This is a genomic window from Undibacterium sp. TJN19 (assembly GCF_049339485.1).
In the GTDB taxonomy this organism is placed as follows: Bacteria; Pseudomonadota; Gammaproteobacteria; order Burkholderiales; family Burkholderiaceae_D; genus Undibacterium.
Genome location: NZ_JBMPPL010000011.1, coordinates 60,037 through 86,418, shown reverse-complemented (window position 1 = coordinate 86,418; position 26,382 = coordinate 60,037). Strand labels below are relative to the sequence as shown.

23 protein-coding genes are annotated in these 26,382 nt (G+C 50.6%); 7 read left to right on the top strand and 16 right to left on the bottom strand.

Annotated elements, in window-relative coordinates; genetic code table 11:
* The first annotated feature begins 179 nt into the window (after window positions 1-179).
* Complete coding sequence (locus ACO0LH_RS23425; protein WP_422943561.1) at window positions 180-1,205, top strand: NADP-dependent oxidoreductase; 1,026 nt, start codon at window positions 180-182, stop codon at window positions 1,203-1,205.
* A gap of 80 nt (window positions 1,206-1,285) precedes the next feature.
* Here the strand turns inward: ACO0LH_RS23425 and otnI are convergent, their stop codons facing one another.
* Complete coding sequence (gene otnI / locus ACO0LH_RS23420; protein WP_422943560.1) at window positions 1,286-2,074, bottom strand: 2-oxo-tetronate isomerase; 789 nt, start codon at window positions 2,072-2,074, stop codon at window positions 1,286-1,288.
* Window positions 2,075-2,084: 10 nt separating this feature from the next.
* Window positions 2,085-3,044: a bile acid:sodium symporter family protein gene (locus ACO0LH_RS23415; RefSeq protein ID WP_422943559.1), complete on the bottom strand. Its 960-nt coding sequence runs from the start codon at window positions 3,042-3,044 to the stop codon at window positions 2,085-2,087.
* Window positions 3,045-3,280: 236 nt separating this feature from the next.
* Between ACO0LH_RS23415 and ACO0LH_RS23410 the strand changes: the two genes are divergently transcribed.
* On the top strand, window positions 3,281-3,727 hold the full coding sequence (locus tag ACO0LH_RS23410) for a GNAT family N-acetyltransferase (protein ID WP_422943558.1): 447 nt from the start codon (window positions 3,281-3,283) through the stop codon (window positions 3,725-3,727).
* Here ACO0LH_RS23410 and ACO0LH_RS23405 read toward each other — a convergent pair.
* Together ACO0LH_RS23405 and ubiD are read right to left on the bottom strand one after the other, a co-directional pair.
* Window positions 3,724-4,197, bottom strand: a complete 474-nt coding sequence (locus ACO0LH_RS23405) for an acyl-CoA thioesterase (RefSeq protein WP_422943557.1) — start codon at window positions 4,195-4,197, stop codon at window positions 3,724-3,726. The genes ACO0LH_RS23410 and ACO0LH_RS23405 overlap by 4 nt on opposite strands.
* 61 nt (window positions 4,198-4,258) lie before the next feature.
* The gene (ubiD, locus tag ACO0LH_RS23400) at window positions 4,259-5,743 is read right to left on the bottom strand and encodes a 4-hydroxy-3-polyprenylbenzoate decarboxylase (RefSeq protein ID WP_422943556.1); all 1,485 of its coding nucleotides are present in this window, start codon (window positions 5,741-5,743) and stop codon (window positions 4,259-4,261) included.
* 486 nt (window positions 5,744-6,229) lie between these two features.
* Between ubiD and ACO0LH_RS23395 the strand changes: the two genes are divergently transcribed.
* Entirely contained in the window at window positions 6,230-7,150 is a 921-nt protein-coding gene (locus tag ACO0LH_RS23395; RefSeq protein ID WP_422943555.1) for a transglycosylase SLT domain-containing protein, read from the top strand.
* 64 nt (window positions 7,151-7,214) lie between these two features.
* Here the strand turns inward: ACO0LH_RS23395 and ACO0LH_RS23390 are convergent, their stop codons facing one another.
* The 6 genes from ACO0LH_RS23390 to ACO0LH_RS23365 form a co-directional block, all read right to left on the bottom strand.
* Window positions 7,215-8,381, bottom strand: a complete 1,167-nt coding sequence (locus ACO0LH_RS23390; RefSeq protein ID WP_422943554.1) for a pyridoxal phosphate-dependent aminotransferase — start codon at window positions 8,379-8,381, stop codon at window positions 7,215-7,217.
* Between the two features lie 82 nt (window positions 8,382-8,463).
* Complete coding sequence (gene nusB, locus ACO0LH_RS23385; protein ID WP_422943553.1) at window positions 8,464-8,928, bottom strand: transcription antitermination factor NusB; 465 nt, start codon at window positions 8,926-8,928, stop codon at window positions 8,464-8,466.
* Between the two features lie 73 nt (window positions 8,929-9,001).
* Entirely contained in the window at window positions 9,002-9,499 is a 498-nt protein-coding gene (gene ribH / locus ACO0LH_RS23380) for a 6,7-dimethyl-8-ribityllumazine synthase (RefSeq protein WP_422943552.1), read from the bottom strand.
* Window positions 9,500-9,586: 87 nt separating this feature from the next.
* The gene (ribBA, locus tag ACO0LH_RS23375) at window positions 9,587-10,708 is read right to left on the bottom strand and encodes a bifunctional 3,4-dihydroxy-2-butanone-4-phosphate synthase/GTP cyclohydrolase II (RefSeq protein ID WP_422943551.1); all 1,122 of its coding nucleotides are present in this window, start codon (window positions 10,706-10,708) and stop codon (window positions 9,587-9,589) included.
* A gap of 170 nt (window positions 10,709-10,878) precedes the next feature.
* Window positions 10,879-11,766: a PhzF family phenazine biosynthesis protein gene (locus tag ACO0LH_RS23370; RefSeq protein ID WP_422943550.1), complete on the bottom strand. Its 888-nt coding sequence runs from the start codon at window positions 11,764-11,766 to the stop codon at window positions 10,879-10,881.
* The gene (locus tag ACO0LH_RS23365; protein WP_422943549.1) at window positions 11,763-12,752 is read right to left on the bottom strand and encodes an XdhC family protein; all 990 of its coding nucleotides are present in this window, start codon (window positions 12,750-12,752) and stop codon (window positions 11,763-11,765) included. The genes ACO0LH_RS23370 and ACO0LH_RS23365 overlap by 4 nt, the downstream gene beginning before the upstream one ends.
* 226 nt (window positions 12,753-12,978) lie before the next feature.
* Here ACO0LH_RS23365 and ACO0LH_RS23360 point away from each other — a divergent pair, with 226 nt between their 5' ends.
* Window positions 12,979-14,457 (top strand): peptide MFS transporter, encoded by a 1,479-nt coding sequence (locus ACO0LH_RS23360; RefSeq protein WP_422943548.1) that lies wholly within the window; start codon window positions 12,979-12,981, stop codon window positions 14,455-14,457.
* Window positions 14,458-14,519: 62 nt separating this feature from the next.
* Here the strand turns inward: ACO0LH_RS23360 and ACO0LH_RS23355 are convergent, their stop codons facing one another.
* Window positions 14,520-15,377: a DUF1653 domain-containing protein gene (locus ACO0LH_RS23355; RefSeq protein WP_422943547.1), complete on the bottom strand. Its 858-nt coding sequence runs from the start codon at window positions 15,375-15,377 to the stop codon at window positions 14,520-14,522.
* A 465-nt stretch (window positions 15,378-15,842) separates the two neighbouring features.
* On the opposite strand from ACO0LH_RS23355, the gene ACO0LH_RS23350 reads away from it, so the two are divergent.
* The 3 genes from ACO0LH_RS23350 to ACO0LH_RS23340 all read left to right on the top strand — a co-directional run bounded on the left by ACO0LH_RS23350 (window position 15,843) and on the right by ACO0LH_RS23340 (window position 19,984).
* Window positions 15,843-17,132 carry an MFS transporter gene (locus tag ACO0LH_RS23350; protein ID WP_422943546.1) on the top strand — a complete coding sequence of 430 codons (1,290 nt, stop codon included), beginning with the start codon at window positions 15,843-15,845 and terminating at the stop codon, window positions 17,130-17,132.
* A 157-nt stretch (window positions 17,133-17,289) separates the two neighbouring features.
* Window positions 17,290-19,554: an OPT family oligopeptide transporter gene (locus tag ACO0LH_RS23345; RefSeq protein WP_422943545.1), complete on the top strand. Its 2,265-nt coding sequence runs from the start codon at window positions 17,290-17,292 to the stop codon at window positions 19,552-19,554.
* Window positions 19,555-19,714: 160 nt separating this feature from the next.
* Window positions 19,715-19,984, top strand: coding sequence for a hypothetical protein (locus ACO0LH_RS23340; RefSeq protein ID WP_422943544.1), 270 nt, complete (start codon window positions 19,715-19,717; stop codon window positions 19,982-19,984).
* Between the two features lie 53 nt (window positions 19,985-20,037).
* Here ACO0LH_RS23340 and flgL read toward each other — a convergent pair whose 3' ends face one another.
* The 5 genes from flgL to ACO0LH_RS23315 form a co-directional block, all read right to left on the bottom strand.
* A complete protein-coding gene (flgL, locus tag ACO0LH_RS23335) occupies window positions 20,038-21,252 on the bottom strand; it encodes a flagellar hook-associated protein FlgL (RefSeq protein ID WP_422943543.1) in 1,215 nt (404 codons plus the stop codon).
* Between the two features lie 8 nt (window positions 21,253-21,260).
* Window positions 21,261-23,516 carry a flagellar hook-associated protein FlgK gene (gene flgK / locus ACO0LH_RS23330; RefSeq protein WP_422943542.1) on the bottom strand — a complete coding sequence of 752 codons (2,256 nt, stop codon included), beginning with the start codon at window positions 23,514-23,516 and terminating at the stop codon, window positions 21,261-21,263.
* 104 nt (window positions 23,517-23,620) lie between these two features.
* Window positions 23,621-24,520 carry a flagellar assembly peptidoglycan hydrolase FlgJ gene (gene flgJ, locus ACO0LH_RS23325; RefSeq protein ID WP_422943541.1) on the bottom strand — a complete coding sequence of 300 codons (900 nt, stop codon included), beginning with the start codon at window positions 24,518-24,520 and terminating at the stop codon, window positions 23,621-23,623.
* 9 nt (window positions 24,521-24,529) lie between these two features.
* Window positions 24,530-25,600, bottom strand: a complete 1,071-nt coding sequence (locus tag ACO0LH_RS23320) for a flagellar basal body P-ring protein FlgI (RefSeq protein ID WP_422943650.1) — start codon at window positions 25,598-25,600, stop codon at window positions 24,530-24,532.
* Between the two features lie 86 nt (window positions 25,601-25,686).
* Window positions 25,687-26,361, bottom strand: a complete 675-nt coding sequence (locus ACO0LH_RS23315; RefSeq protein ID WP_422943540.1) for a flagellar basal body L-ring protein FlgH — start codon at window positions 26,359-26,361, stop codon at window positions 25,687-25,689.
* Window positions 26,362-26,382: the final 21 nt, after the last annotated feature.

The window sequence follows — 26,382 nt, the reverse complement described above, 5'->3', positions numbered from 1 at the left end:
GCTTAAAATTTAACCGCGTATTGTCGCACGAACAGAAGCATAATTCACCTGAGGCTAGTCTGATTAAATAATCATAATAAAAAGCACGATCGTTCTTATTGGTGTATAGTCCTTGTTCTGATGGTTTTTACTTCGTCGTTCAAACAAATACATTCCCATTATTCCAAAGGAGACAAAAGATGAGCACACTCAGCAATCAGCAATACCGCCTCGCTGCCCGTCCGGTCGGCTCGCCAAAACCGGGCGACTGGAACTTCACGACAGAAGCCGTGCGCGATATCGAAGAGGGTGAAATCGTCGTACAGTCTATCTACCTGTCACTCGACCCGGCCATGCGTGGCTGGATGAATGAAGGCAAATCCTATATCCGCCCTGTTGCCATCAATGAAGTCATGCGTGCTGGCGGCATAGGCAAAGTCATTGCATCGAAATCATCTAAATTTGCGGTTGGTGACTATGTTTCCGGCGGCACTGGTGTGCAACTGTACTGGGTCGGCGCTGCCGATGACAAGACTGCTGGTTTTTACAAGGTCAACCCAAAACTCGCACCGCTGCCAAAATTCATGAATGCCCTGGGCATGCCTGGCATGACGGCTTATTTTGGCCTGCTTGATGTCGGCCAGCCTAAAGCCGGTGAAACTGTCGTGGTTTCAGGCGCGGCGGGCGCCGTCGGCCAGACAGTCGGCCAGGTCGCGAAGCAAAAGGGTTGCCGCGTCGTTGGCATTGCTGGCGGCAAGGAAAAATGTGATTTTGTCGTCAATGAACTGGGCTTTGATGCCTGCATCGATTACAAATCCGGCTCAGTCAAAGATGGCCTGAAAGAACATTGCCCGAATGGCGTCGACATTTATTTTGACAATGTCGGCGGCGAAATTCTCGATACCGTGCTGACCCGCATCAATATGAAGGCCCGCATCATCATTTGCGGTGCGATTTCCCAATACAATAATACGACACCCGTCAAAGGGCCAGCCAATTACTTGTCACTGCTGGTGAACCGTGCACGCATGGAAGGCATCGTGGTATTTGATTATGCTGCGCGCTATGGTGAAGCAGTGGCTGAAATGGGTAAATGGATGGCAGAAGGCAAATTCCAGACACGTGAAGATATAGTCAAAGGCATAGAAACCTTCCCCGACGCCTTGATGATGCTGTTTGATGGCAAAAACTTTGGCAAACTGATTTTGCAAGTCAGCGAAGAATAATCTGTCCGGCTATTGAATGAAAAAAGCAGTCTTAGCGGCTGCTTTTTTCATTTGACGCATATTTGACGTGTACTGGAGATTTATAACCAGGGTTTTAACCAGGCCAGTCCTTCCGACGTGCTTGCACGTGGGCGGTATTCACAGCCTATCCAGCCTGTATAACCGAGTTCATCAATCAATTTAAACAGGTAGGAATAATTGATTTCACCAAGGTGGGGCTCATTTCTGTCTGGCACGCCGGCAATTTGTATATGGCCTATGCCTGCATGGGTACGCAGCATATCGCGCCTGAGCTTGACTGCCACATCCCCTTCAACGATCTGGCAATGATAGATATCAAACTGGACACGTATGTTCTCGACACCAATTTCCAGGCAAATTTCTTGCGCTTCGTCCTGACGGTTGAGGAAATAACCAGGCATATCGCGTGTGTTGATCGGTTCGATGACGATAGTAATGCCTTCCCTGGCAGCCAATAAGGCGGCATAGGCGAGATTGCGCAAATACACGGCACGGTGTCTTTCCCTGTCCTGCTCAGGCTGGATCAAGCCGGCCATTACATGCAAAGTGCGGTTGCCCAGCACTTTTGCATATTCCAGCGCGCTATTGAAAGCCAGCTTGAATTCTTCTTCCCGCCCTGGCAGGCAAGCAATACCGCGCTCACCTGCGGCCCAGTCACCAGGCGAGGCATTGAACAACACCTGCTCCAGCCCATTTGCATCCAGCAGTTCACGTAAAGTCTGGGCTGGGTAGTCATAGGGAAACAGGTATTCAACCGCCTTGAAGCCGTCTTTTGCGGCAGCGGCAAATCGCTCTGTGAAAGCGTATTCGGTATACATCATGCTGAGATTGGCAGCAAAACGTGGCATGCTTGACTCCTTATCTTTTGGCGTAACGTTGCGCCATGACGGCACATACCATTAACTGTAGCTGATGAAACAGCATCAGTGGTAATAAGACCATACCTATCGCATGGCTGGCAAATAAAACTTTTGCCATGGGCACGCCACTGGCAAGACTTTTCTTCGAACCACAGAAAACAATTGTGATTTCGTCTTCCTTGCTAAAGCCCAGACGGCGACTGACAAGGGTCGTCACTCCCATGATGATGGTCAGCATGATGGCACTCACAAAAAGCAGACTGAACAGCATCACTGGTGGTAACTGCTTCCACAAACCCTGTACGACGGCTTCGCTGAAAGCAACATAGACGACCAGTAAAATGGAACTTTGGTCAACCGTTCTCAGCACTTCTGCATATTTTTCCATCCAGGCCTGCAACCACGGGCGTACCAGTTGACCGGCTATGAATGGCAGCAATAACTGATAAACAATTTTCAGCATCGCATCGATGGAAAAATGGCTTTCACCATGCGCGACAACGACCAGACTGACCAGCAAAGGGGTAATGAATATGCCCAGCATATTGCTGGCAGAAGCACTGCATACGGCCGCCGGCACATTGCCACGCGCTACCGCTGTAAAAGCAATAGATGATTGCACGGTAGAAGGCAGGACACACAAAAAAAGAATACCGACATACAGTTCCGGTGTCAGCAAAGGCAATAACAGAGGCTTTAGCGCCATGCCCATCAAGGGGAAAAACACAAAGGTGAATGCCATCACCAATAAATGCAAGCGCCAATGGGTAATGCCTGCAAGTACAGCCTGTCGCGACAATTTTGCGCCATGCATGAAAAACAGCAAGGCAATCATGCCGGTCGCTATATGATCAAAACCAACGGCAACAACGCCACTTGCCGGAAACAGACTGGCCAAAGCCACCACAGAAAGCAAGAGCAAGGTCATGTTATCGGGTAAAAACCTGGGTCGCTTCATGGAATGATCTGAAAGTGGGCTTAGCCTGATTGTACTTGAATAAGCCTGGCAAACCCGACAGCCAACTGGCAATTTACCCTTGCAGTCGCCTTGGCCCTAAAAATAATTCATATCAAGAATACATGCCTTCATGCAAATGCCAGATTTATGTAAATCTGATTGATAGCGCTTCGCATCAAGCCAAAATGTTAATACAATCAGCGGTATTTTAATTTCGCCAACACAAAAATACGGTTATGCAAATACGCCCTGCCCTGCAATTTCGACGCGCCACAGAAGCCGACGTAGTGACCATGGCGAGAATACGCCTCGAAGTCAAAGAAAACACTTTGTCCAACCCTGCTCTGGTAACACATCAGATGTATATGGATTATCTTGATGCCGATGGCCGCGGCTGGGTGTGTGAAAACAACGACGAAATCATCGGTTTCTCGTATGCTGCCAAAGAAGACAGCAGTATCTGGGCGTTGTTTGTCGCACCTGGCCACGAAGGCCTGGGTGCAGGCCAGGGCCTGCTGAAACTGGCTGTGGACTACCTTTTCGCATCAGGAAATCAAGAAATCAAGCTGGGTACGGCTGCCAACACCCGCGCCGACAGGTTTTATGCGGCACAGGGCTGGAAACGCGGTGAGATGAAAAATGCCGTTGAGGTCAGCTATACATTGAACAAGCCGGGCAGCTAGGAACTGGCGCTATCAGCCTTCGTTTCAGTTAACGCGGCAACAGGCGCTATTGCTGGCAAATAGATATCGCAAAATTCAGCAGGCATACGGCGTGCACGACCACTGCTCAATTCTATGCATACCAGATCCCAGCGCCCCCTGAGCACGGTTGCCCCATCACTGTCACGTATCAACTGAAAACGCCTGTCCATGGTCAATTTTCCGTCACTGGCAAACAACCAGGTTGCCAGCGTCAATGGCTCACCCAGCAAGGTCGGCAAGACATAATCATATTCACCGCGCCGTATCGCCATGGCCCTGTCCAGGCGATGATAATCTGCCAGGTTTAAACCAAGCGTCTCGGAATGTGCCCATGCCACTTGCTCGCACCAGCCTACATACACGGCATTATTGGTGTGATTCAAACCATCGATATCATTTTCTTGCGGTGAAACTGGCCGTGTGAACGGCTGCGGATAATCCCAAACCATGAATATGCTCTTAATATATATAGCTAATCAGTTAATTATTTAATTATTTATTTGTTGGCGATCACAAGCCCAGTTCTTGCCAGATCTGATCCACCTTCGCCTTCACGGCAGGCGTCATTTCTATGGTGGTGCCCCACTCGCGACTGGTTTCACCCGGCCATTTATTGGTCGCATCGATACCCATCTTGCTACCCAGGCCACTGACAGGGGAAGCAAAGTCAAGATAATCAATCGGTGTGTTATCGACCAGGGTCGTATCCCGCAAGGGGTCGACACGGGTAGTAATGGCCCAGATCACTTCTTTCCAGTCGCGGATATTGACATCTTCATCTACCACGACGATGAATTTTGTATACATGAACTGGCGCAAGAAGCTCCAGACACCGAACATCACACGCTTGGCATGGCCTGCATATGCCTTCTTCATTTGCACTACCGCCATGCGGTAACTGCAACCTTCGGGCGGCAGGTAAAAGTCGGTAATTTCGCTGAATTGTTTTTGCAGCAAGGGGATAAAAACTTCATTCAATGCCACACCCAATACCGCCGGTTCATCGGGCGGCTTGCCTGTATATGTAGAGTGATAAATGGGGTCACGCCGCATGGTAATGCGGTCTATGGTAAATACAGGGAACCAGTCCTGCTCATTATAGTAACCGGTGTGATCGCCATAGGGCCCTTCCAGTGCATGTTCGTAACCACTAGGATGGGATTCATCCGGATAGATATGCCCTTCCAGCACAATTTCTGCCGATGCGGGAACCCGCAATTCACTGCCGATAGCCTTTGTCAGTTCAGTACGGCTGCCACGCAATAACCCGGCAAACTGGTATTCCGACAAACTGTCAGGCACCGGTGTTACCGCCCCCAAAATAGTAGCGGGGTCAGCGCCCAGCGCGACCGCCACGGGATAAGGCTGGCCTTTATTGACAATGCCATGTTCACGGAAATCCAGCGCACCACCACGATGGGCAAGCCAGCGCATGATGACCTTGTTGCGTCCCAAGACCTGCTGACGGTAAATACCCAGGTTCTGGCGTTTTTTATTGGGGCCTTTGGTAATGACCAGACCCCAGGTAATCAAGGGAGCGATATCACCTGGCCAGCAATGCTGGATAGGCAGGCGCGCCAGATCAACGTCATTACCTTCCCATACAATTTCCTGGCATTTCGCGCCGCGTAGCTCTTTGGGCGACATATCCCATACGGCTTTCACCAGTGATCCAAGACCAAGAATTTCTTTAAAACCTTTCGGCGGCTCAGGTTCTTTCAGCGCGGATAGAACATGGCCGATCTGGCGCAATTCTGTGAGGCTGTCTGCCCCCATGCCCAGAGCCACGCGGCGGGTTGTGCCGAACAGATTGCCTAATACTGGAATGGTATGTCCAGTTGGTTTCGCAAACAATAATGCGGGACCTTCAGCACGCAAAGTGCGGTCACAAATTTCTGTCATTTCCAGATAAGGTGAAACTGGCACCTCCACCATTTTAAGTTCATTCAGTTCTTGCAATTGAGAAATAAAATCTCTCAAATCAGAATATTTCATCATTTTTCGCTTTTTCGTAACTCTGCACTAGGAGCACTAGCAAATTTCGCCAAGTACTTGATTTTATTGAATTTTGCTGCGTTGCAGCACAATTCATAAGACATAAAAGTAATTAAAACTCGATTTGATAGTGTTGACTTGATATAAAACCGCCCCTACAATTCGCCCAACTTGATGAAGAGGTTAATGACTTCCGCACTTTCAATGCAAAGAAAGTTTCGCCAAACGGTAACATCATTCAAGGGGATCGGGCCCCACATAACATTGTAAGGATTGTTTTCAAAAGGCGTCTGCCTTATCCCGAAAAAAGTTGTTTGTCGCTGGACACGCCAGTACCAGGTCCCACTGATCTGAATTGACAAACAGCTCCGGCGTCTTGCGATCACACTTGTGATGGGGACGATGTTTCTGATTCGCGGAAGTAGCATGTTGGCGTTTAGCTTTTTTAAAAAGTGAATGACGCTTCGCGAAGATTCAGGAGGTAACATGATTCAACGTTTTATTTTAGCTTTACAACAAAGTAGTTTATCTGCCACGGACAAGCGTCATGCGCTGACCATGGTTGCACGTGATACCACCAGTGGCTTCGTCACTATCGTTCGTCAATTGTTCATGATGTCTGGCGTTATCGCCATGACGGTTCTGGCAATGATGTATATCAAACCAGAACTGACAGACAAGTTCAAAGACCTTTCCCCTTACGCTGAAGCTGAAGCTGAAGAAGCACCAGTAGAACCTGCACCAGCACCACCCAATCTTGCTGCCCTGATGCAGGCACCGGGTCAGGCAAATGCAGATGGCATGATGCAAAAAGTCGGCCTGTCTGAAGAAGAATCAAAAATGCTGGGTAGCCAACGTCAGCAACAATGGGTGACCACCTGGCTGGCAAAGCGCTATCGTGTCGCCAGCGATGCCACCAATATGCTGGTGTCAGCAGCTTACTTGACTGCCAAGGAGATCAAACTCGATCCTTTGTTGATCTTGTCGGTCATGGCAATTGAATCGGGCTTGAACCCTTTTGCCGAAAGCCCGGTTGGTGCACAAGGACTGATGCAAGTCATGTCCAAGGTTCACCATGACAAATTTCAGGAAATGGGTGGCGTGAAAGCGGCCTTGAACCCGGTAGCAAACATCAAGGTAGGCGCCTTGATATTGAAGGACTATGTTTCTCGTGCTGGTTCAGTTGAAGCCGGCCTGAAAATGTATGTAGGCGCAGCAGATGCAGAAAATGACTCTGGCTATGGTGCGCGTGTCCTGAATGAATACAAGCGCCTGAAAGATGTTTCCGCCGGCAAGAATGTGCCCACCTTCTTCACGGCACCAGCACCTGCCCCCGTACGCAAACCTGAAGCAACTGAAGCAAAAGCTAGTGCTGAAGTGAAAAAGGATCAGGTCGCAGCGCTGTAATAAAATACTCGTCTGACCGGGACAAAATCAAATGCCACCTGATATAGATTTCAGGTGGCATTTTCTATTTTGTCGTAAGGAATTTCTTCAATCGCGCCACAGCTTCCTGCAAATTTTCCAAAGAATTGGCATAGGACAGGCGGATATATGACGTTGCCGTCGCCGGGCCAAAATCGAGACCAGGCACGATGACCACGCCGGCCTCATTCAAGATTTGCCTGGCAAAACTGTCGGCATCATCGGTGAACCTGGAACAATCCGCATACACATAGAATGCGCCATCCGGCATGACCGGGATGCCGAAGCCCAATTCACGCAAGGCTGGCACGATGTAATCACGACGACGTTTGAATTCTGCCTTGCGCTCTTCATAAATGGCAATGGTGGCTGGCTCAAAGCAGGCCAGCGCTGCATACTGGGCGACCGATGAAGGACAGATGAACAGGTTTTGCGCGAGTTTTTCCAGTTGCGGCACGATGCGTTCCGGCACGACCAGCCATCCCAGGCGCCAGCCTGTCATATTGAAATATTTGCTGAAACTGTTGATGACTACCACATCGTCATCGATGGACAAGGCAGAAAATGGGGTCGCATCATAAGACAGCCCCTGATAAATTTCGTCCACAATAGTAAAGCCGCCCAGTTCCTTGACCGCTGCCACGATTTTGCGAAGCTCGGCGCTTTCGATTGATGTGCCAGTGGGATTGGATGGCGAAGCCAGCAAGACTCCACAGGTAGCGGCATCCCATTGCTGGCGTACGATAGATTCAGTCAATTGAAAACGATGCTCCGGCCCGCTGGCAATCAGTTTGGCCTTGCCTTCAAAGGCGGCAACAAAATGCCGGTTGCATGGATAGCAGGGATCTGGCATCAGGACTTCTTTGCCTGGTTCAACCAAGCTGGCACAAGCCAGCAACAATGCCGCCGAAGCACCGGCTGTCACAATAATGCGGTGGGCTGGCACATTCAAGCCATATGCACGCTGATAATAATCCGAAATTGCCTGGCGCAAGGCTGGCAAACCCAGTGCTGACGTATATTGCAGTCGTCCATCTGTCATTGCGGCTGTGGCAGCGGCAATAACTGCTGGCGGTGCGGTAAAATCAGGCTCGCCTATGCCCATATGGATGAGGTGACGCCCTTCCGCTTCCAGTTCTGCCGCCATTTTCATGAGTTCCATCACGTGAAACGGCGCAATATTATCCAGTCTTGATGCGAGATTCTTATGCATATGTAGTCCCAAAGCCAAAGCTTAAAAAAAACCGCCTTATTTCTTCTTCGAAAATAAGGCGGTGCATTATTGTTCGTAATGACTATTTTCCGGCAGCGACCTCAGCGGCACGCAGCTTGGCAGCCACTTTGTCGAGCACGCCATTGACATATTTATGTCCATCCAGCCCACCGAAAGACTTAGTAAGTTCAACCGCTTCATTGATGACGACGCGATAAGGTATCTCGACATGGTTTTTCAATTCATACGCACCGATCAGCAAGGCAGCATGCTCTATTGGCGACAATTCTGCAATGCTGCGGTCGATCAAAGGAGCAATTTCTTCACGCAAGGAGATTGATTGCTTGATTGCACCATGCAACAGGGAGTCAAAATGCTCGCGGTCGGCCTTGTCAAAACCGTGCGCTTCACGGATATGGGCATCAATCGAGCCCGAATCTTCATTATTGAGCAGCCACTGGTACAGGCCCTGCAAGGCAAATTCACGTGCACGGTGGCGTGGTGAACGGCTTTTGCTGGGGTTGGCGTGTTGGGTTTTATTATTCATATCTTCTCTTACATTTCTATTTCTTAAGGCATCTCAACTGCATTGCTTGCCAGGCGACAGGCCAGGGGCCAAATCAGGCATCGTAATGCACATCTTCTGTTGCTTCAGCCAATTCTTCCAGTGCCAGCGTCAGGTTTGCCATTTCTACGGCAACACGGGCAGCATCACGGCCTTTTTCATGCATGCGGGCTTCGGCCTGCTCATCATTTTCCGTGGTCAGGATGGCATTGGCAATCGGGATACCAGCATCCAGGCCAACACGGGTAATGCCTGCGCCTGACTCATTCGACACCAGCTCAAAATGGTAAGTCTCGCCACGGATCACCGCGCCCAGAGCAATCAGGGCGTCGAACTGATTGGTTTCAGCCAGTTTCTGCAAAGCCAGCGGCACTTCCAGCGCGCCGGGCACAGTGACGTGCAATACATCTTCGTTCAGCACGCCCAGCAATGCCAGTTCAGCCAGGCAGGCGTCCAACAGGCCCTTGCCTACATTTTCATTGAAACGGGCTTGCACGATACCAACGCGTACACCAGCGCCATCCAGATTTGCTTCGTAATGTCCTACTGTCATGATGTTCTTTCTTGCGCGAGTGCGCTTAATAAAGAGTATATAAGTCGTCTATGAATGCACTTCAGGCTGATCGCCCTTAAAACGCCATCATTGCTTGTCTGAGCAAGGTTTATCGAGATAACCAACCACTTCAAGATTAAAGCCTGTCATGGACGGCATCTTGCGCGGATTGGCCAGTAATTTCATTTTGCCAACACCGACATCTTTCAAAATCTGTGCGCCTATCCCGTAATTGCGCAAATCCATGCGGGCAGCACGGCTGACGGGCTTGGCTTCCGGTGTATCAAGTGCCTTGAACTGGTCGAACATCTGTTCAGCCGTTTCTTCACAATTGAGCAATACAATGACGCCAGAGTCAGATGCCTGAATGGCCGCCATGGCTGCTGCCACATTCCATGAATGCGTGGTGGCCTTGCTTTCCAGCAAATCGAGGATGGACACCGGCTGATGCACACGCACCAAAGCCTGTTTTTCACGGCTGATGTCCCCATGTACCAGTGCCAGATGGGCAGAACCACTGGGCTTGTCACGATACACCAGGGCTTTGAAGGTGCCATGCACGGTTTGCATTTCACGTTCAGCAACGCGGTCGACAATACTCTCAGTCTGGCTGCGGTAGTGGATCAGGTCTGCAATCGTACCAATCTTCAAGCCATGCTCTTTGGCAAATTCGATCAGGTCAGGCAGGCGCGCCATGGTGCCATCGTCCTTCATGATTTCGCAGATCACGGATGCAGGCGTCAAGCCAGCCAGTTCGGCCAGGTCACAACCGGCTTCAGTATGCCCAGCACGCATCAGGACGCCGCCTTTTTGCGCTTTCAACGGGAAGATATGGCCAGGCTGCACAATATCGGCAGCAGTAGATTTTTTATCAACCGCCACCTGTACGGTGCGCGCACGGTCAGCGGCAGAAATGCCAGTGGTCACGCCCTCGGCGGCTTCGATTGATACGGTGAAGTTGGTGCCGAATGAGGTACCGTTACGACTGGTCATCATGGCCAGGTTTAGCTGGTCACAGCGTTCTTCCGTCAATGTCAGGCAAATCAGACCACGGCCAAACTTGGCCATGAAATTAATCGCTTCGGCAGTGACAAATTCTGCGGCCATGATCAGGTCGCCTTCATTTTCACGATCTTCTTCGTCAACCAGTATCACCATGCGACCTGCGCGTAACTCTGCAACGATTTCCTGGGTAGTAGACATGCTCATAGGGGGATTTCCTGAACCGGGCCGCGGTTGCAATATTTGCAGGGCCCGTATTAGCGCAAATTAGTGCAAATGAATGAAGCCGCTATTTTAAAGGATTTACGCCCGTTCTTCCCGTGCTTTATATTGATTTATAGAGGATTTCTTGCCGATATATGTGGATTTGGCAGTGCTTACTCGATTTGTACTTGCCCCTGCGCTATTTCCCTGACTCTGCCGCCTACCCGTATCGCTTGATCTTTTGTCACTTCAAGATATAAGCGGCAAGGCCGCCCCATCAGCACGCCCTGGTTAACCACCATGCGGACAGGTACACCTTGCTCTTGTTTTATCCACCACCCACCGAGATTGGCACAAGCAGAGCCGGTGCCGGGGTCTTCACCAAAACCACCATCTTGTCGGGCAAAAACATACCGTGCCGTTACCTGCCTGGTTTCCGGGTTAAGCTCTGCTGGCTCATCGAAGGCAAATACGTAGGCCATCCTGCGGCCCACACGGCTAGGCGGCCATATCGCCAATTGCGCACTGTCTGGCCGTGCTCTGGCGACGGCTGCGGCTGATTTCACAGGCACCAGCAATTGCTCGCTGCCAGTATTTACCCATACAGGCTCAGACAGCAAATCAACTTCCTGCAAACCCAGCATGCCTGCCACTTGTGCAGGCGACAACTCACAAGGCCGGGTTTGTACCGCGCCACGGTGAGGTGCAACCAGGGTCCAGATCCCTTGCTGATCCAGCATCATGGGGATGAGACCCGCCTTGCACTCCAGGTCAAACTGCGTGTCACCACCCTGCAACTGCCGGACGACATGGGCCGTGCCCAGGCTTGGATGCCCAGCGAATGCCATTTCCATGTCTGGCGTAAAAATACGCATCCTGGCGCTGGCACCGATCTGTTCTGGCGGCATGATAAAGCTGGTTTCCGATAAATTGAATTGCCTTGCCAGTAACTGCATCTCGGTATCGGTCAGACCGTCTGCCTGTTCAAAGACGCAAAGCGGATTGCCACCAAACTGACTTTCAGCAAAGACATTCACAAGGCGAAAAGTATAATTTCTCATGCGATGGCCGCCTTGGCATGAGCAACATTGACTTCTGCCGGCAACAACACATTATTTTTCACTGCTGTCAATTCGGCCAGAATGGAAATTGCAATTTCCGCCGGGGTCTTGCTGCCTATGTACAGACCGATCGGACCATGCAGTCTGGCCAGGTGTGCATCTGTGAGGTCAAATTCTTTCAATCTTTCCCTGCGCCTGGCGTTGTTGATACGTGAACCGATGGCGCCAACGTAAAATGCATCTGACTTCAGGGCCTCCATCAGTGCCAGGTCATCAAGCTTGGGGTCATGTGTCAAGGCCACCACGGCACTGCGGCTGTCAAGCTGCATTTCAATGACCAGGTCGTCGGGCATGGCATGTACCAACTGCACGCCTTCCAACTGCCAGCCATTCCTGTATTCTTCACGCGGATCGCATACCGTCACCTGATAATCCATACCTAGCGCAATACTTGCCAGAAAACGCGAAAGCTGACCCGCGCCGATGATGAGCAAACGCCAGCGCGGGCCATGCACCGTAGTCAGCAAATCATCTGACACGTGCAATTGCTGACCAGGGTCGGCTCGCCCCAGCACAACTTCCCCGGTTTGCAAATGCAGGGAACGGGCAACCAGCTCATGCTGCCGCAGTTTTTCCAGTAATTCCGTGATCTTGCTAAGCGCAGACAACGGTTCAATCACCAATTGGATGGTACCGCCGCAAGGCAGCCCAAAGCGATGGGCTTCATCGGCGCTGATGCCGTAGGTAACGAGTTCAGGCACAGTGCGCCGTATACCCTCCCGTTGCACGCGCTCTATCAAATCATCTTCTATGCACCCGCCAGAAACCGAACCTACCACCTGGCCATTGTTGCAAATCGCCAGCGTAGCACCCTCAGGCCTCGGGCTGGAACCCCAGGTCTTGACCACCGTCACCAGCTCACAGGCCTGCCCTGCCCTGATCCACGCATCACAGGTCTTCAGTACCTCAAGATCAATACTATCCATTACATTTATCACGCCACAGTTAAGATCAGCTATTCAAACACATTTTGACGAATCGAATGTCTTTGCACTTCAGTTTTTATACGGATGCACTGTTTCATGTGATTTCATGCTTTACTTGCAAATCGAACTACAAATCGATAATTGCAATGCGGTGCTGAAAATTAGACTGAATTGACTATAGGCTTTGCTTTACAATGCCAGCCAAACAAAATACCCGGAGACTAACTTGTCCACATTAAAACAAAGAATAGCGGCAATACCAAATGGTGCAGGCGCATTATTTTTTATACAAATTTTTGCCACTCTGGGTTTTGCTGTCCTGTACTCGACACTGGTCTTGTATGCGACCAAGAAATTGAATTTCACGGGCAAGGATGCCACTGCCATCATGGGTGTGTTTGGTGCGTTCAATTATGGCTTGCATCTGTTTGGTGGTTATCTGGCAGGACGTTTTATCAGTAACCGTAATTTATTCGTCGGGGGCATGATTCTGCAAGTCATCGGTTGCGCCACTATTTCTATCGGCAGCTCATCCACGCTGTATTGGGGGCTGGCCTTCTTTTTGACGGGCAGCGGCCTGAATGTGACTTGCCTGAACCTGATGCTGACGCAGCGCTTCAAGCCTGAAGACAATCGCCGCGAAAGCGCCTTCCTGTGGAATTATGCAGGTATGAACCTGGGTTTCTTTATCGGCTTTACTGCTGCGGGCTATTACCAGTTGCAGGAAGACTACCCCAGCCTGTTCATCTTTGCGACCATTGGCAACTTCATGGCCATCGTGCTGGCAGCGGTTAACTGGCGGGTCTTGTCTGATCTTAACACGACGCTGCTCGATGCCACGCCCAAGCAATTTCGCCTGCGTTTCCTGGTGGGTCTGGCAGTCATGGCTACCCTGGTGCCGGTGGTGGAATTCATGCTGCACAGGGCTGAAATCACGGGTTACCTGATTACTGTTGTCAGTGTCCTCATTGCCCTGATCTTCATATTTTTGGCTTTTATTCATAAAGACCGGCGCGAACGCCGCAATATGTGGGCTTATGTATTGCTGACCAGTGGTTCACTGGTGTTCTGGACTTTGTATCAGATGGCACCCATGGGTTTGCAGTTGTTTGCCGATAATAATGTAGACCGCATCGTGTGGGGTGTGGAAGTGGCACCGCAATGGATACAAAACATCAATAGTTTTGTCATCATGTTTGGTGGCCCGCTGATGGCGCTGGTATTTGATAAATTGCGCGCCAAAGGCTGGAATATCGATATCCCCCGCCAGTTTTCTGCCGCCCTGGTGTTGATAGGCCTGGGTTTCCTCGTCCTGCCGATGGGTATTGCCACTGCTGCCAGTAACGGCCTGGTTGCCTTCAAATGGATATTTATCAGTTATGTGCTGCAAAGTATCGCCGAGCTGCTGATTTCGCCGATAGGCTATGCAATGATAGGCAAACTGGCACCACGCCAGTATCAGGGTGTGATGATGGGTACCTGGATGCTGGTGACGGGTACAGCTTCCATCCTGGCAAGCAAATTCTCCGGCCTGATCCCCGAAGCAACTGCCGGCCTGCCGTCGCTGACCAATCCTACCTATAGCTATATATTTTCCAGCCTGGGCTGGGGTAGCGTGGGCGTGGGCATCGTCATGATTATTTTGATACCGGTATTGCGCAAGCTGATTACCGATGGCCCTTCACCCGCAAGCAAGCCAGCCTGATACCGCCCTTCCCCCCCTGAAAAATGCCTGAACACTGACACCCAGTGTTCAGGCAAACCAGCTTAGTCAGCAATTGGTGTAAAACGTTGCACTGCCACACCATCAACCGTCAACGTTTCAAAGAAGACTGATTTTGGTCGCGTCCAGATACTGCCATTATGTGCACGATACACAATCACCGAACTGAGATCAGATTCCTGCGTAGCTTCGCAAACCAGTTCATAAATGCCACCTTTGTAATGACGGAAACGTTGTACCGCAGGCTGTTTCTTTAAAGCCACCGGTTTTGATTCGGCAACAGGTGGCGAAGTCAGTTTTTTCAAATAAGCCGGTACCTTAGCCGCACTGAGCTTATTGATGTCTTGCAGCAAGCGTGGGTCTATCGTGGCAAAGCCATAACGCTGACCCAGTTCAGCGGCAGCCTGCAACATGACAGCAGCAGCTACTTCAGCGTCCGCCTCTGCCCTGTGCGCGGCGCCTTTGAAGCGGATGCCCAAAGAGGTAGCCAGCAGCCCAAGCGAATAGCTATCCAGGCCCGGAAATATCCGCCTGGCCAGTTTGACAGAACAAATCACGCCATCATAGCTTGGCCAGATTCCCAGACGATCACTTTCTGCCAGCAAGAATTTTTCATCGAAGCTGGAATTGTGGGCAGCCAGGGTGTCAGTGCCAATGAAGGCGTTCAATTCGGGGATCACTTCTGAAGCCGGCGGCGCCCTATCCACCATCGACTGCGTGATGCCGGTCAGTTCAGTGATGAAATACGGTATACGTACCTTGCAATTGATTAAAGATACATAGCGGTCTACGACCTCCCCACCGACGATGCGCAAGGCCGCGACTTCGGTAACGCGACCACCCTGTTCTGGCGACATGCCCGAGGTTTCAAAGTCGATCATGACTACTGGTTTTTCAAACATCATATTTTTCACTAGCGGGAACTTATGAAGAGAAATACAATCTACTTAATGCATTTGTTCATTTAATGCCTGTTTTCAGCTTTTTACGCTGTCTGCATGGGCATATTTGACAGGGCATCACATCCATTACATGACTCTTTCACTGGATTTATGCAAAACCAATACTGCACATTATGGCGACGAAGGACGTACCCCCGTACGACCGTTGTCTTTGCGCAGCCGCCGGTTTTGCCGAAACCCTGATTAATTGAATTACATCTCGATGACCGCATTGTAATCTGCCTAGTCGCTGTAATCATTGCAATCGCCAGTATCGCTGCAAAACCTGAGCAAATTTTGTCAGTCTCGCGCAGAGAATCAAGCGTCATCCATAAGTTCTGCACTTCTTCTGTCAGCGTCTTTACGCCAGTCCATGCGACATTGTCTGTATATGCACGGCATGGACACATTTTTGTGTTTGCTATTATGAAAAAAAGAATTCAAAACCTGTTTTCACTGCCAGACAGTGATTTATTACGTGATCTTGTCTACCGGCGTTTATGGACATCCATCCTCATCAGCTCTTTCGGTGCCCAGGTCACCATGCTGGCCCTGCCCCTGACAGCAGCTATTTTGCTGCATGCCAGTGCGACCCAGATGGGCATGCTGACTTTCATGGAAGTATTGCCGTTTGTACTGCTCTCCCTGCCTTCCGGCGTTATCCTGGACAGGGTGCGCAAGCTGCCGGTATACGTGATTGGCGAAGTGATGATTTCCATCTCGGTTGCCAGCGTGCCGCTGGCCTGGTGGCTGGGCTATCTGAACATGGGCTGGCTGTACGTGGTCGGCTTCATGATAGGTATGGTCAATACCACGGCGGGGTCGGCTTCACAAATTGTGCTGACCCAGATCGTCCCACGTGAACGTCTGGTTGAAGCCCATGCAAAAAATGCCCTGGCAACCTCAGGTGCTGAAGTTGCCGGGCCTGCCACCGCAGGCGCCTTGATCAAACTGCTCGGCGCACCAATAGCCTTGCTAGCAGATGCCATACTATTATTAAGTTCGGCATTGATACTGCGCGGCATACATATAGATGAAGTCAGAAAGCCACGTGAAGATGCGCATTTCTGGCGAGACTTGAAGGCCGGGCTGTCATTTGTCGCCAACAAACCCCTGCTTATTGCGCTGGCAATGACGGTGGGTGGCTGGCAGCTTTGTTATAACGCTGCGCTGGTGGTGCAGATTTTGTTTGCTACCCGCGAACTGGGCCTGTCCGAACAGGCGGTAGGCTTAAGTTACATGGGCATGGGGATAGGTACCATTATTGCCAGCGTGTTTGGCAATCGCGTCAGCCGCGATATCGGGCCCGGGCCCTGCATGGTAGTCGGTGTCGCCATCTGCGGTCTGGGTTGGGGCTTACTGGCATTGGCCCCCACCAATAACTGGGGCATTGCTGCCTTCGGCTTCATGCTGATGTGTTTTTCCATTGGCGGGGTACTCATTTTCATTAACTTCCTGGGCTTGCGCCAGGCGGTTACGCCCGAACCCATGCTAGGCCGCATGACCAGCACCATGCGCTGGCTGATCTTGATACCTGCTGGCCCTGGCGCGCTGATCGGTGGCTGGCTGGGTGAACATATAGGCTTGCGCTATGCCCTGGGTTTTGCTGGCTGTGGGGCACTGTTACTGGCGCTTATCGCCTCCAGAAATCCGATAATACGCTCGATTACCGCGTTACCACGCCTGAGCAAACAGGAGGAGATGCAACAAGCTTGATGCTGGCATTGCAAAATGGCTGAAAAAAGCGGGATAATGCCCGATTATTTATGTTTTTTCATCGCCCGTTCTGCGAGACGGGAAAGGGCGATCAGTCGCTGGCGTGAAAGATCTTCACGCTTTTCAGCCATCCTTTGACAACAGAATAGGTACACCAATGCCAAAAGAAATGTCAGCCTCCGGGTCCAAGCCCGGCTTTAAACCGTATATACCCGATTCAGCGCAACTCCCCGAAATGACCGCACGCGCCCTCATCATGGGCGTCTTGCTGGGCATGGTCTTCGGCGCATCGTCCCTTTATCTGGTGCTTAAAGTTGGCCTGACCGTCAGCGCCTCGATACCGGTGGCCGTTATTGCCATCACCCTGTTCCGGCTGACGAACAAACTGGGCGCAAAAGACGCCACCATTCTGGAAAACAGTATTACGCAAACCGCTGGCTCTGCCGGTGAGTCACTGGCATTTGGCCTGGGTGTCACCATGCCAGCCATTTTGATTTTGGGCTTTGATCTCGAAATTTCCCGCGTCATGCTGGTAGGCTGCCTTGGCGGCTTGCTGGGTATTCTGCTGATGATACCGATGCGCAGAACCATGATCGTCGAGAAGCACGACGAACTCAAATACCCGGAAGGCACGGCCTGCGCCGAGGTATTGAAAGCAGCTGCCACCGATTCTTCACGTGAGGCTGCCGGCGAAAAAAACAATCCAAATGCACTGGATGACGCCAGCAAACGCGCGGCCATTATCTTTGGGGGCTTTGGGATTGGCTTGCTATATAAAATTGCCAACGTCGCCCTGAAGGGCTGGAAAGACACGCCGGAAGTCATCTTTGGCGCGCCTTTGAAAGGTGGGTCGATAGGCGCAGAAGTATCGCCGGAGTTGCTGGGTGTCGGCTACATCATCGGCCCACGCATTGCTTCCGTCATGGCAGCTGGTGGCGTCATGTCTTACCTGTTGCTGATACCGATGATCAAGTTTTTCGGTGATGCATTGAGTGTGCCGCTGGCGCCTGGAACCAAACTCATCAGTGCCATGAGTACGCATGATGTGCGTGGCGCCTATGTTCTCTATATTGGTGCTGGTGCAGTCGCTGCCGGTGGCCTGATCAGCCTGGTACGTGCCATGCCCACCATCTGGCGCAGCCTGACCGCTGGTCTGGCAGGCATGGGTAAAGGTGCTGCCAGTGCTGCAATGCCGGCACGTACTGATCAGGATATCCCGATGAAGTGGGTCGTCATTGGTGCCCTGGCAATTATCGCCATCATCACTTTCGCAACACCTTTGCACATGAATTTCCTCGGTGCCTTGTTGATACTGGTATTTGGCTTTCTGTTTGCCACCGTGTCTTCGCGCCTGACTGGTGAAATCGGTTCTTCTTCCAACCCCATCTCTGGCATGACCGTGGCAACCCTGTTGTTCACCTGTCTGATCTTCCTGCTCATGGGCTGGACTGGCGGCCAGTATTATGTCACCGCCCTGTCGGTTGGTGCGATAGTCTGTATTGCCTCCAGTAATGCCGGTACGACTTCACAGGATTTGAAAACTGGTTATATCGTCGGTTCTACCCCGCGCTTGCAGCAATATGCCATCCTGGCAGGTGCTTTGTCATCGGCACTGATACTTGGCCCGATCCTGTTGAAGTTAAATGATTCCGGCACGGTCTATGTACCTGCAGCGCAAGTTGCCCCAACTCTGACTACTGATGCGTCCAAGCTGACAGATACTGCACAACTGCAAGGCCCGCAAGCTGAGCAAGATAAAGGCACCTACAAGGTCTGGCATAAAAATGACACCGTTGGTGGCCCTGCTGGTAAATACCTGGTCGACAATGCAGGCAAGGTGGTTTATTTGGTTGATCCGGGTATCAATGGTGCCTATAACAAACGCCCTGATGGTTCGGAAGTCAAAAAATACGATGCGCCCAAAGCCGTGCTGATGTCTTACATCATCAAAGGCATACTGGACAGGCAGTTGCCATGGACACTGGTGTTGTTTGGCGTGATGATTGCCGTGGTGCTGGAAATGGCTGGTATCCCCTCCCTGGCGTTTGCAGTGGGCGTGTATTTACCGCTGTCTTCGTCTGCACCTTTATTCGTGGGCGGCATGATACGCTGGCTGGTAGACAGAAGGAACAACAAGCTTGAACACAACAAGAACCTGAGCGAAGATGAAAAACAGGCCGCAGGTGACCGCAGTTCTGGTGTCTTGCTGTCGTCGGGCTATATTGCAGGCGGTGCACTGGCAGGTATCGTCATTGCCTTTACAGCCGGTATCCTGACAGATTTCGACAAGAAGATCGGTGACTGGGCGACTGCCAATAACCCTTTCTTTGAAGGTGCAAATTCAGATGCGCTGTCTCTTATCCCTTATGTGTTGATCGCCATTGCGCTGTACTGGGTGGGACGTGAAAAGAAAACAGCTTAATTAAGGTAATACAAGTCGTCCAAACCTATATTAATGCGGGTTGGGGCGTAAATGAAAAGGGCTTGATTGCGAATGCAACAAGCCCTTTTCATTGTTTAAACCATGCAGATATACGCAATAGAAGTACAATACCTGCAAAATAATCGTATGGAAATCTGCCATGTCTACACAACAACCCGCAGTTGACTGCAAAAATCAAGTCGTTGTCCTCGGTGACATCGTCCGCATCGTCACACTCAACAAGAAATTCATCAAAAGCTTTCCTGAAGATGAACGCATCCTGATTGAATCAATGATAGGTCAATTCTTTAAAGTGATAGCGATGGATGAAGAAGGCCAACCCTGCGTTGTACGCGAATGGCATGACGAACACGGCATCATGCAGACGCATGTGATCGCGCTGGATGCTGAAGATATGGAAAAAATTTGAGCAGCCCAGGCTGCCCAAATTGATCAATCAAGTTTGAATAAAACCTGAAATTATCAGCGGATATAATTAAACAGCGATAAATCTGAAGTCTTGATGAAAGATTGCTGCGCAGCCTGCAAAGTCGTGGTTTGCTGGCTCAGTTCAGTGATTGCCTTGGCATAGTCAAGATCGATCAGTTGAGAGATGTCCTGTTTATACGCAATACCCTTTGCGTCGCCCTCACTATCAAGATCATCCAGTTCTTTTAAACTGGTACCCAACTGCGCACGCACAGTCAATACATTATTTAAAGACAGATCGATATTGCTATTACCCTGGTTCAGGGTCGCCGTTAACACTTTCTTTGCCGACGCGCTTGAAGCTGGTGTATTGAGCGCATTGATAATGTCAGTGACCGTTTCAAAGATGTTCTGATTACCTGGCTGGATGGCAAATTTGTCGCCTGGAGCTGGCGGGTTAGGTGTATTGGTCAGCGTGATATCAATACCGTCAACCGTCACCGTCTGTGGGCTGGTATAGGCCGTCAATGGCTGTACTACTGCGCCAGTGGTTTTATTGGTTATCGTAAACGACGTACCCAGATTATCAAATGCCACCTCGTAATTATTGCCTGTCAGGTTGCCGGAAGTAGGTGCATTGATAGCCGCAGTGGCAACCAGTTGACCACTATTTGACGGATTGGGAACAATATTGAACTGGTTTGCCGACGTACGGATATTTTCAAAAATTCCCGTGCCAGGGGTACTTAAAGGCAATTGCCTGGATGTGTCCACCTGCAAATATCTTTGACCCTGATCGCCATTATAAGTCGCGCCATTCTGGGTTTTTGTATAAGGTGCCGTGGTAGTAGAAAAACCTGAAAATAAATAATTGCCTGTACCATCGGTGGCATTTGCCTGGCCCAGTAACTGATCAAGGTTACCCTGTAATTCCTGGGCGATAAAACCGCGATCGGTATCCGACAAGGTACCATTACCCGCCTGTACAATCAGTGTTTTGATATTGTGCAGGGTGTCTGTAACATTGCTCAACGTGCTTTCAGAAACACTTAAATTATTTTTGGCATTTTGCCGGTTCGTTGCAAACTGGGTATTGAGAGAATCTGACTGCGAAAGAACGAGTGCGCGTGCAGAAGCAATCGGGTCGTCAGAAGGTGTTAATACACGACGTCCGGCAGCAATTTGTTGCTGGACTTTGTTCACGCTGACTTGCAGATCACTGATCCTGGTGCCACCGGTTTCATAAATGCTTGCTGTACTGATACGCATGATTACCCCTATTGACCTATTGCTAACAAGGCATCAAACAAAGTGCTGGCAATTTGCATCAATTTGCCTGCAGCTTGATATGCCTGCTGATAACGCAATAGATTGGCCGCCTCTTCATCAAGATTAACGCCCGATTCTGATTGCTGCGCAGCGACTGATTGTTGTAACAATGCAGTTTCTGACGCGCTGGTAATCTCCAGCTCATGAGATTTATTGCCTACCTGGCTCACAAATTGTGCGTAAGCGCCCTGGAAAGTAGTGGTCTTGCCTGCCACCGTATTTTGCGTTTGCAATCCGCTCAACAATACGGCATTACGATTGTCGCCCGAGCCGTTGGTATTGGGGCCGACATTAAACACATCGCCATTGGCGGGATTACCGCTCAAGGAAAAACTGATACCACTATAACTGATGGTCGCACCAGCCGTGTAAGGGACGGCAGTACCAGCCGGATAGGTAGTTGAAGTATTGCCGTTAGTCACCGTCACATTCGCTGTTGCAGGAAAACCCGTCAGCGTATTGCTCGCTGAATTAAAAGTGAGTTTGGTTGCTGCAACGGGTAAAGAAGGTGCAATGGTAAAGGTTTCACCATTCGAGGGTGGCGCAGCGCCATTACTGATCGCAAAACTTACACCATTAAAGCTGATCGTGGCACCACTGGTATAAGGCACAGTTGCAGGCGGTGGATAGTTGGTGGTGACCGCACCAACTTTGACTGACACGGTCGCAGTCGCCGGAAAACCTGAAATTGTATTTCCTGGTGTAGCAAAAGTAAGTGTTACCGGTGTCGCCAGGCTGGAACTGGTAAAACTATTATCAACAGTCACGCCGCCGATGGTTGCAGTCAGTGAATTACTGGCCGATGCAGCTGGAGAATTAACCACACCCACGCTGAGCTTGCCCGTGCCGGTGTTAGTGGTCGGGAAAGATGTCGCCAAAGGTGCAGCGGCCGCCAGCTTTGCCGGGTCCTGAATCGCTACAGCAATACTTGATGCACCAGCCGCAGTAGGCCTGATCAGAAATTCATCGCCCGCAGCTGGTATCGCCGCAGCAGGTGGAGGCGCCAGCTGGAATTTGACACCATCGAAATTCAGCGGCAAGGTTGGTGAGGTTTGTACGGCACCATCTGAAAGACGGGTAATTTTATAGTTGCCGCCTACAAATTGCAGGCGATAGTCACTGGTGGTCAATGCGCTGGCGTCGGTAATTGACGCGTTAATTGACGCGGTTGAGGTATTCAATGAACTGGGCGTAACCACTGGCCCGGCAATGCTGAAAACATTGCTGCCGATTTGCCCGTTCAAATCCTGTCCAAGATCTTGCTGGGAATTGATTGCCGTAGCCAGACCTATCGCTATCCGGCCTATCGAATTCTGAGAGACATCCAGCGTACCTGAGCGGAAATCAAAAAGCCCGCCCAATTGACCGCCAGTGAGACTATTTTCCGGGATCAATACATTGGCCCCATTCGATACATAACCGACTTCTACACGTGTAGGATCAGTTAATGACTGACTGACCTGCAATTTATTGACTGAACTGCCAAGCACCAGTGGCTGACCATTGCCGATGAAAACATTGTATTTTTCACCTTGTGGCACCACACTGACCTTGGTCAGCTTGCTTAATTCTGTAACCAGTTGATCGCGCTGATCAAGCAAGTCATTCGGGCCGCTGCCAGTAGAACCCCCTTGCGCCTTTTCAATGACATCATTGAGGTTGGCCAGTTCGGTTGCGTAGCTGTTGATGGAACCGACTACATTGGTAATTTGCCCATTAACATCTGAACCGATCTGGTCCAGCCTGGTTTGCAGGCTATTCAGTCGCCCCGCTAATGACTGGCTCGAAGATAAAGCCGCCTGGCGTGCAGCAGCGCCGGCAGTGCCATTCGGTGTGGCTGCCAGATTTTGAAATGCCTTGAAAAAATCCTGCAATGCAGGTGTAACGCCTGCCGTCGGATCAGCTACCAGGTTATTAATCTGACTTATCTGGGTGTAATAAACATCAGCCTGATTTTTTGTCGATTGAGATGAATTAACCTGTCCGGCCAGAAAAGAATTGTATTGGCGCTGGATCTGTGTAACCGAAACGCCCTGACCAACAAATGAACCACCGAGATTTTGCGGCTCATTGGCCGCCTGGATGATTAATTGGCGGTTATAACCGGGTGTAGATGCATTGGCGATATTATGCCCTGTCGTGGCGATGCCCAACTGCGCCGCTGACAGTGCTGACTGACCAATGCCGAAAATATTAGAACCCATAATTGAACCTGCTTTTTTGCTAAGTTAGCTACCTAGTGCCATCAATCATGTTTTCGGTGCGATTCGTCAAAACTTTAATTTGATTGCAATTTCACCAAGGCAACTTAGGTTGAGAGGGATTGTTTGATGATCTTCGTTAACTTGTTGGCATACTCAGGATCAGTCGCATAACCGGCCTTTTGCAAGCCTTGTGCGAAGCTGCTTGCATCCTTGGAGTTGGCGATTACATTTTCATAACGCGGATTTTTCGTAATCAATTTAGCATAATCTTTGAATGCATCCGCATACGTATCATACGCCTTGAATTTTTCTACTTTGCGCTGAGCAACACCATTGACATATTCCGTGGTCACGGCATCAACAGTCTTGCCTTTCCAGCCACGAGTTGCTTTCATGCCGAAGATGTTATGGCTGGTAGAGCCGTCAGCAGTTTTGATTTCGCGACGACCCCAGCCACTTTCAAGAGCCGCCTGACCCAGCATGAACTTGGCAGGTATACCCGTTTCCAGGCTGGCCTGCTCGGCATGGGCGGTCAGTTTTTCCTGGAATTCCCGTACATGATTGGGTCCAGTGAAGGCAGTTTTAGGCGCGGCCGCAGGCTGCTGCTCAAATTTGAGGTTATCAAGATATGAATTGAGGCCACGAAGATTGGCAGGACTTCCCACATTGGTAGACGGATCAGATTCCAGCGCCTGATTCATGGCATTGCCCGACATCTGCCTGACCAGTACATCGGCCAGACCCACCCCTTTATTGGCCATGGTCTGGGACAATTGCTGATCCAGCATGGATGTGTACATGCGGCTTTGCTCACTGTCAAAAGGACCATCCTGGCCACCGGCCTGGCGCATGGATTTCAGCATGATGTTCATAAACAGCGCTTCGAATTGCTTGGCTGCACCTTTGATGGCTTCAGGCGAATTGTTCTTGGCCGATTGCTTGAGCTCGTCCAGGCTTTTGCTGTCAAAAGCGGTCTTGTCAGTGAAATCGGTGCGCCCTATCATCTCGATTCCTTAGATAATTTCCAGATCCGCACGCAGCGCACCGGAAGCCTTGATTGCCTGCAAAATGGATAACAGATCCTGCGGTGTTGCACCAATCGCGTTGAGCGCCTTGACAACTTCAGCCAAAGAAACACCCGCCTTCAACAACACCACTTGTCCCGGGTCTTTGGTGATCGTGACATTCGAATTGGCGTTTGCCGCTGTCTGGCCTGCCGCCAGCGCATTGGGCTGGCTGACAGAATTATCAGTATTGATGACAACTGACAGATTGCCATGCGCAACTGCGCAGGTTTCCAGTGTCACCGCCTGGTTCATCACGATTGAACCAGTTCTTGCGTTCAAAATCACCTTGGCAGACATTTGCGCAGGCGTGACATCAATATTTTCCAGGTTACCCAAAAAGGCGACGCGCTGGTCAGTCACGGTTGGTGCTTTCACCTGTATCACGCGGCCATCCATGGCTGCTGCCGTATCCGGACCAAAACGGCGGTTAATGGCATCGACCACACGGCTGGCCGTGGAAAAATCCGAGGTATTCAGTTCCAGCTGTATGGTTGCACCCTGTGCAACCGAGTTTGGCACTGCACGTTCAACCGTAGCACCAGATGAAATCTTGCCAACGCCCAGATGATTGACCTGTGCCTTGCTGCCATTGGCAGCTGCACCTGCGCCACCAACCAGCACATTACCTTGCGCCATGGCATAAATCTGGTTATCAGCACCTTTTAACGGCGTCATCAATAAAGTACCGCCACGCAGGCTCTTGGCATTACCCATTGATGAAACCGTAATGTCCAGCGTCTGCCCAGGCTGTGCAAATGGGGGTAATGAAGTCGTGACCATGACTGCTGCCACGTTTTTCAATTGCAGACTGGTGCCGACCGGGATACTGACACCCAGTTGCTGCAACATGCTGATGATACTTTGTACGGTAAAGGGCGTCTGCGTCGTCTGATCACCGCTACCATCAAGCCCAACCACCAGGCCATAACCGAGCAACTGATTCTGCCGCACGCCCTGTATGCCAGCCAGATCCTTGATGCGTTCGGCACGGCAGTCCTGCGCAAATACGGCGCTCATGACTCCCAGCACCAGCACGAGCGCTTTAAAGTACCTGGAAGATGAGATGAAGTTCATGAAACTATCCTTGCGATTGACTGAAATTGCTACAAAGGAAGAAAACTGAGGAAAAACCGGGTCAGCATGGAGTTCATTTCGGCTTTGTCCAGACGTGAAGTTGAACGGTATTCAAAGCGTGCATCAGCTACCTGGGTCGAGGCAACAATATTTCCGGCGGCCACAGTTTGTGGATTGACGATGCCCGAGAAACGCACAAATTCTGCGCCCTTATCGAATGCCAATTGTTTCTCGCCACTCACCAGCAAATTACCATTTGGCAAAACATCGATGACCGTTACGGCAATGGTGCCGGTAAAGCTGTTACTCGCTGTTTCTGCACCTTTTTCATCAAATTTGGTAGATGAGGTCGTTGACAATGCCGCCTGCGCAGTCGTTGTCGCCGGTATGCCAAAGACAGTAGGTGCAGCAAAGGCTGCACTGCCACTCTTACTGCCCGATGTTGCTGCCGCCTTGCCTGCTGAAGTTTTTTCGCTGATGGTAATTGTCAGCACATCACCGACCATGCGTGCTTTGGCATCTTCATATAAAGGCCGATAAGTCGCCTGCTGGAAAATCGCGCCATTGGCTTCTTTATGCGGCTTGGCCGATTGCGCTGGAACAGCCATGGGCTGATGCACGATAGCTGCTGGCGTCACTGCACAACCAGTAAGGCAATTGATACCAACAAGGCTGACAGCAAGCAATAGATTGATCTTTTTCATGATGTGCTCATTACTCTGTTT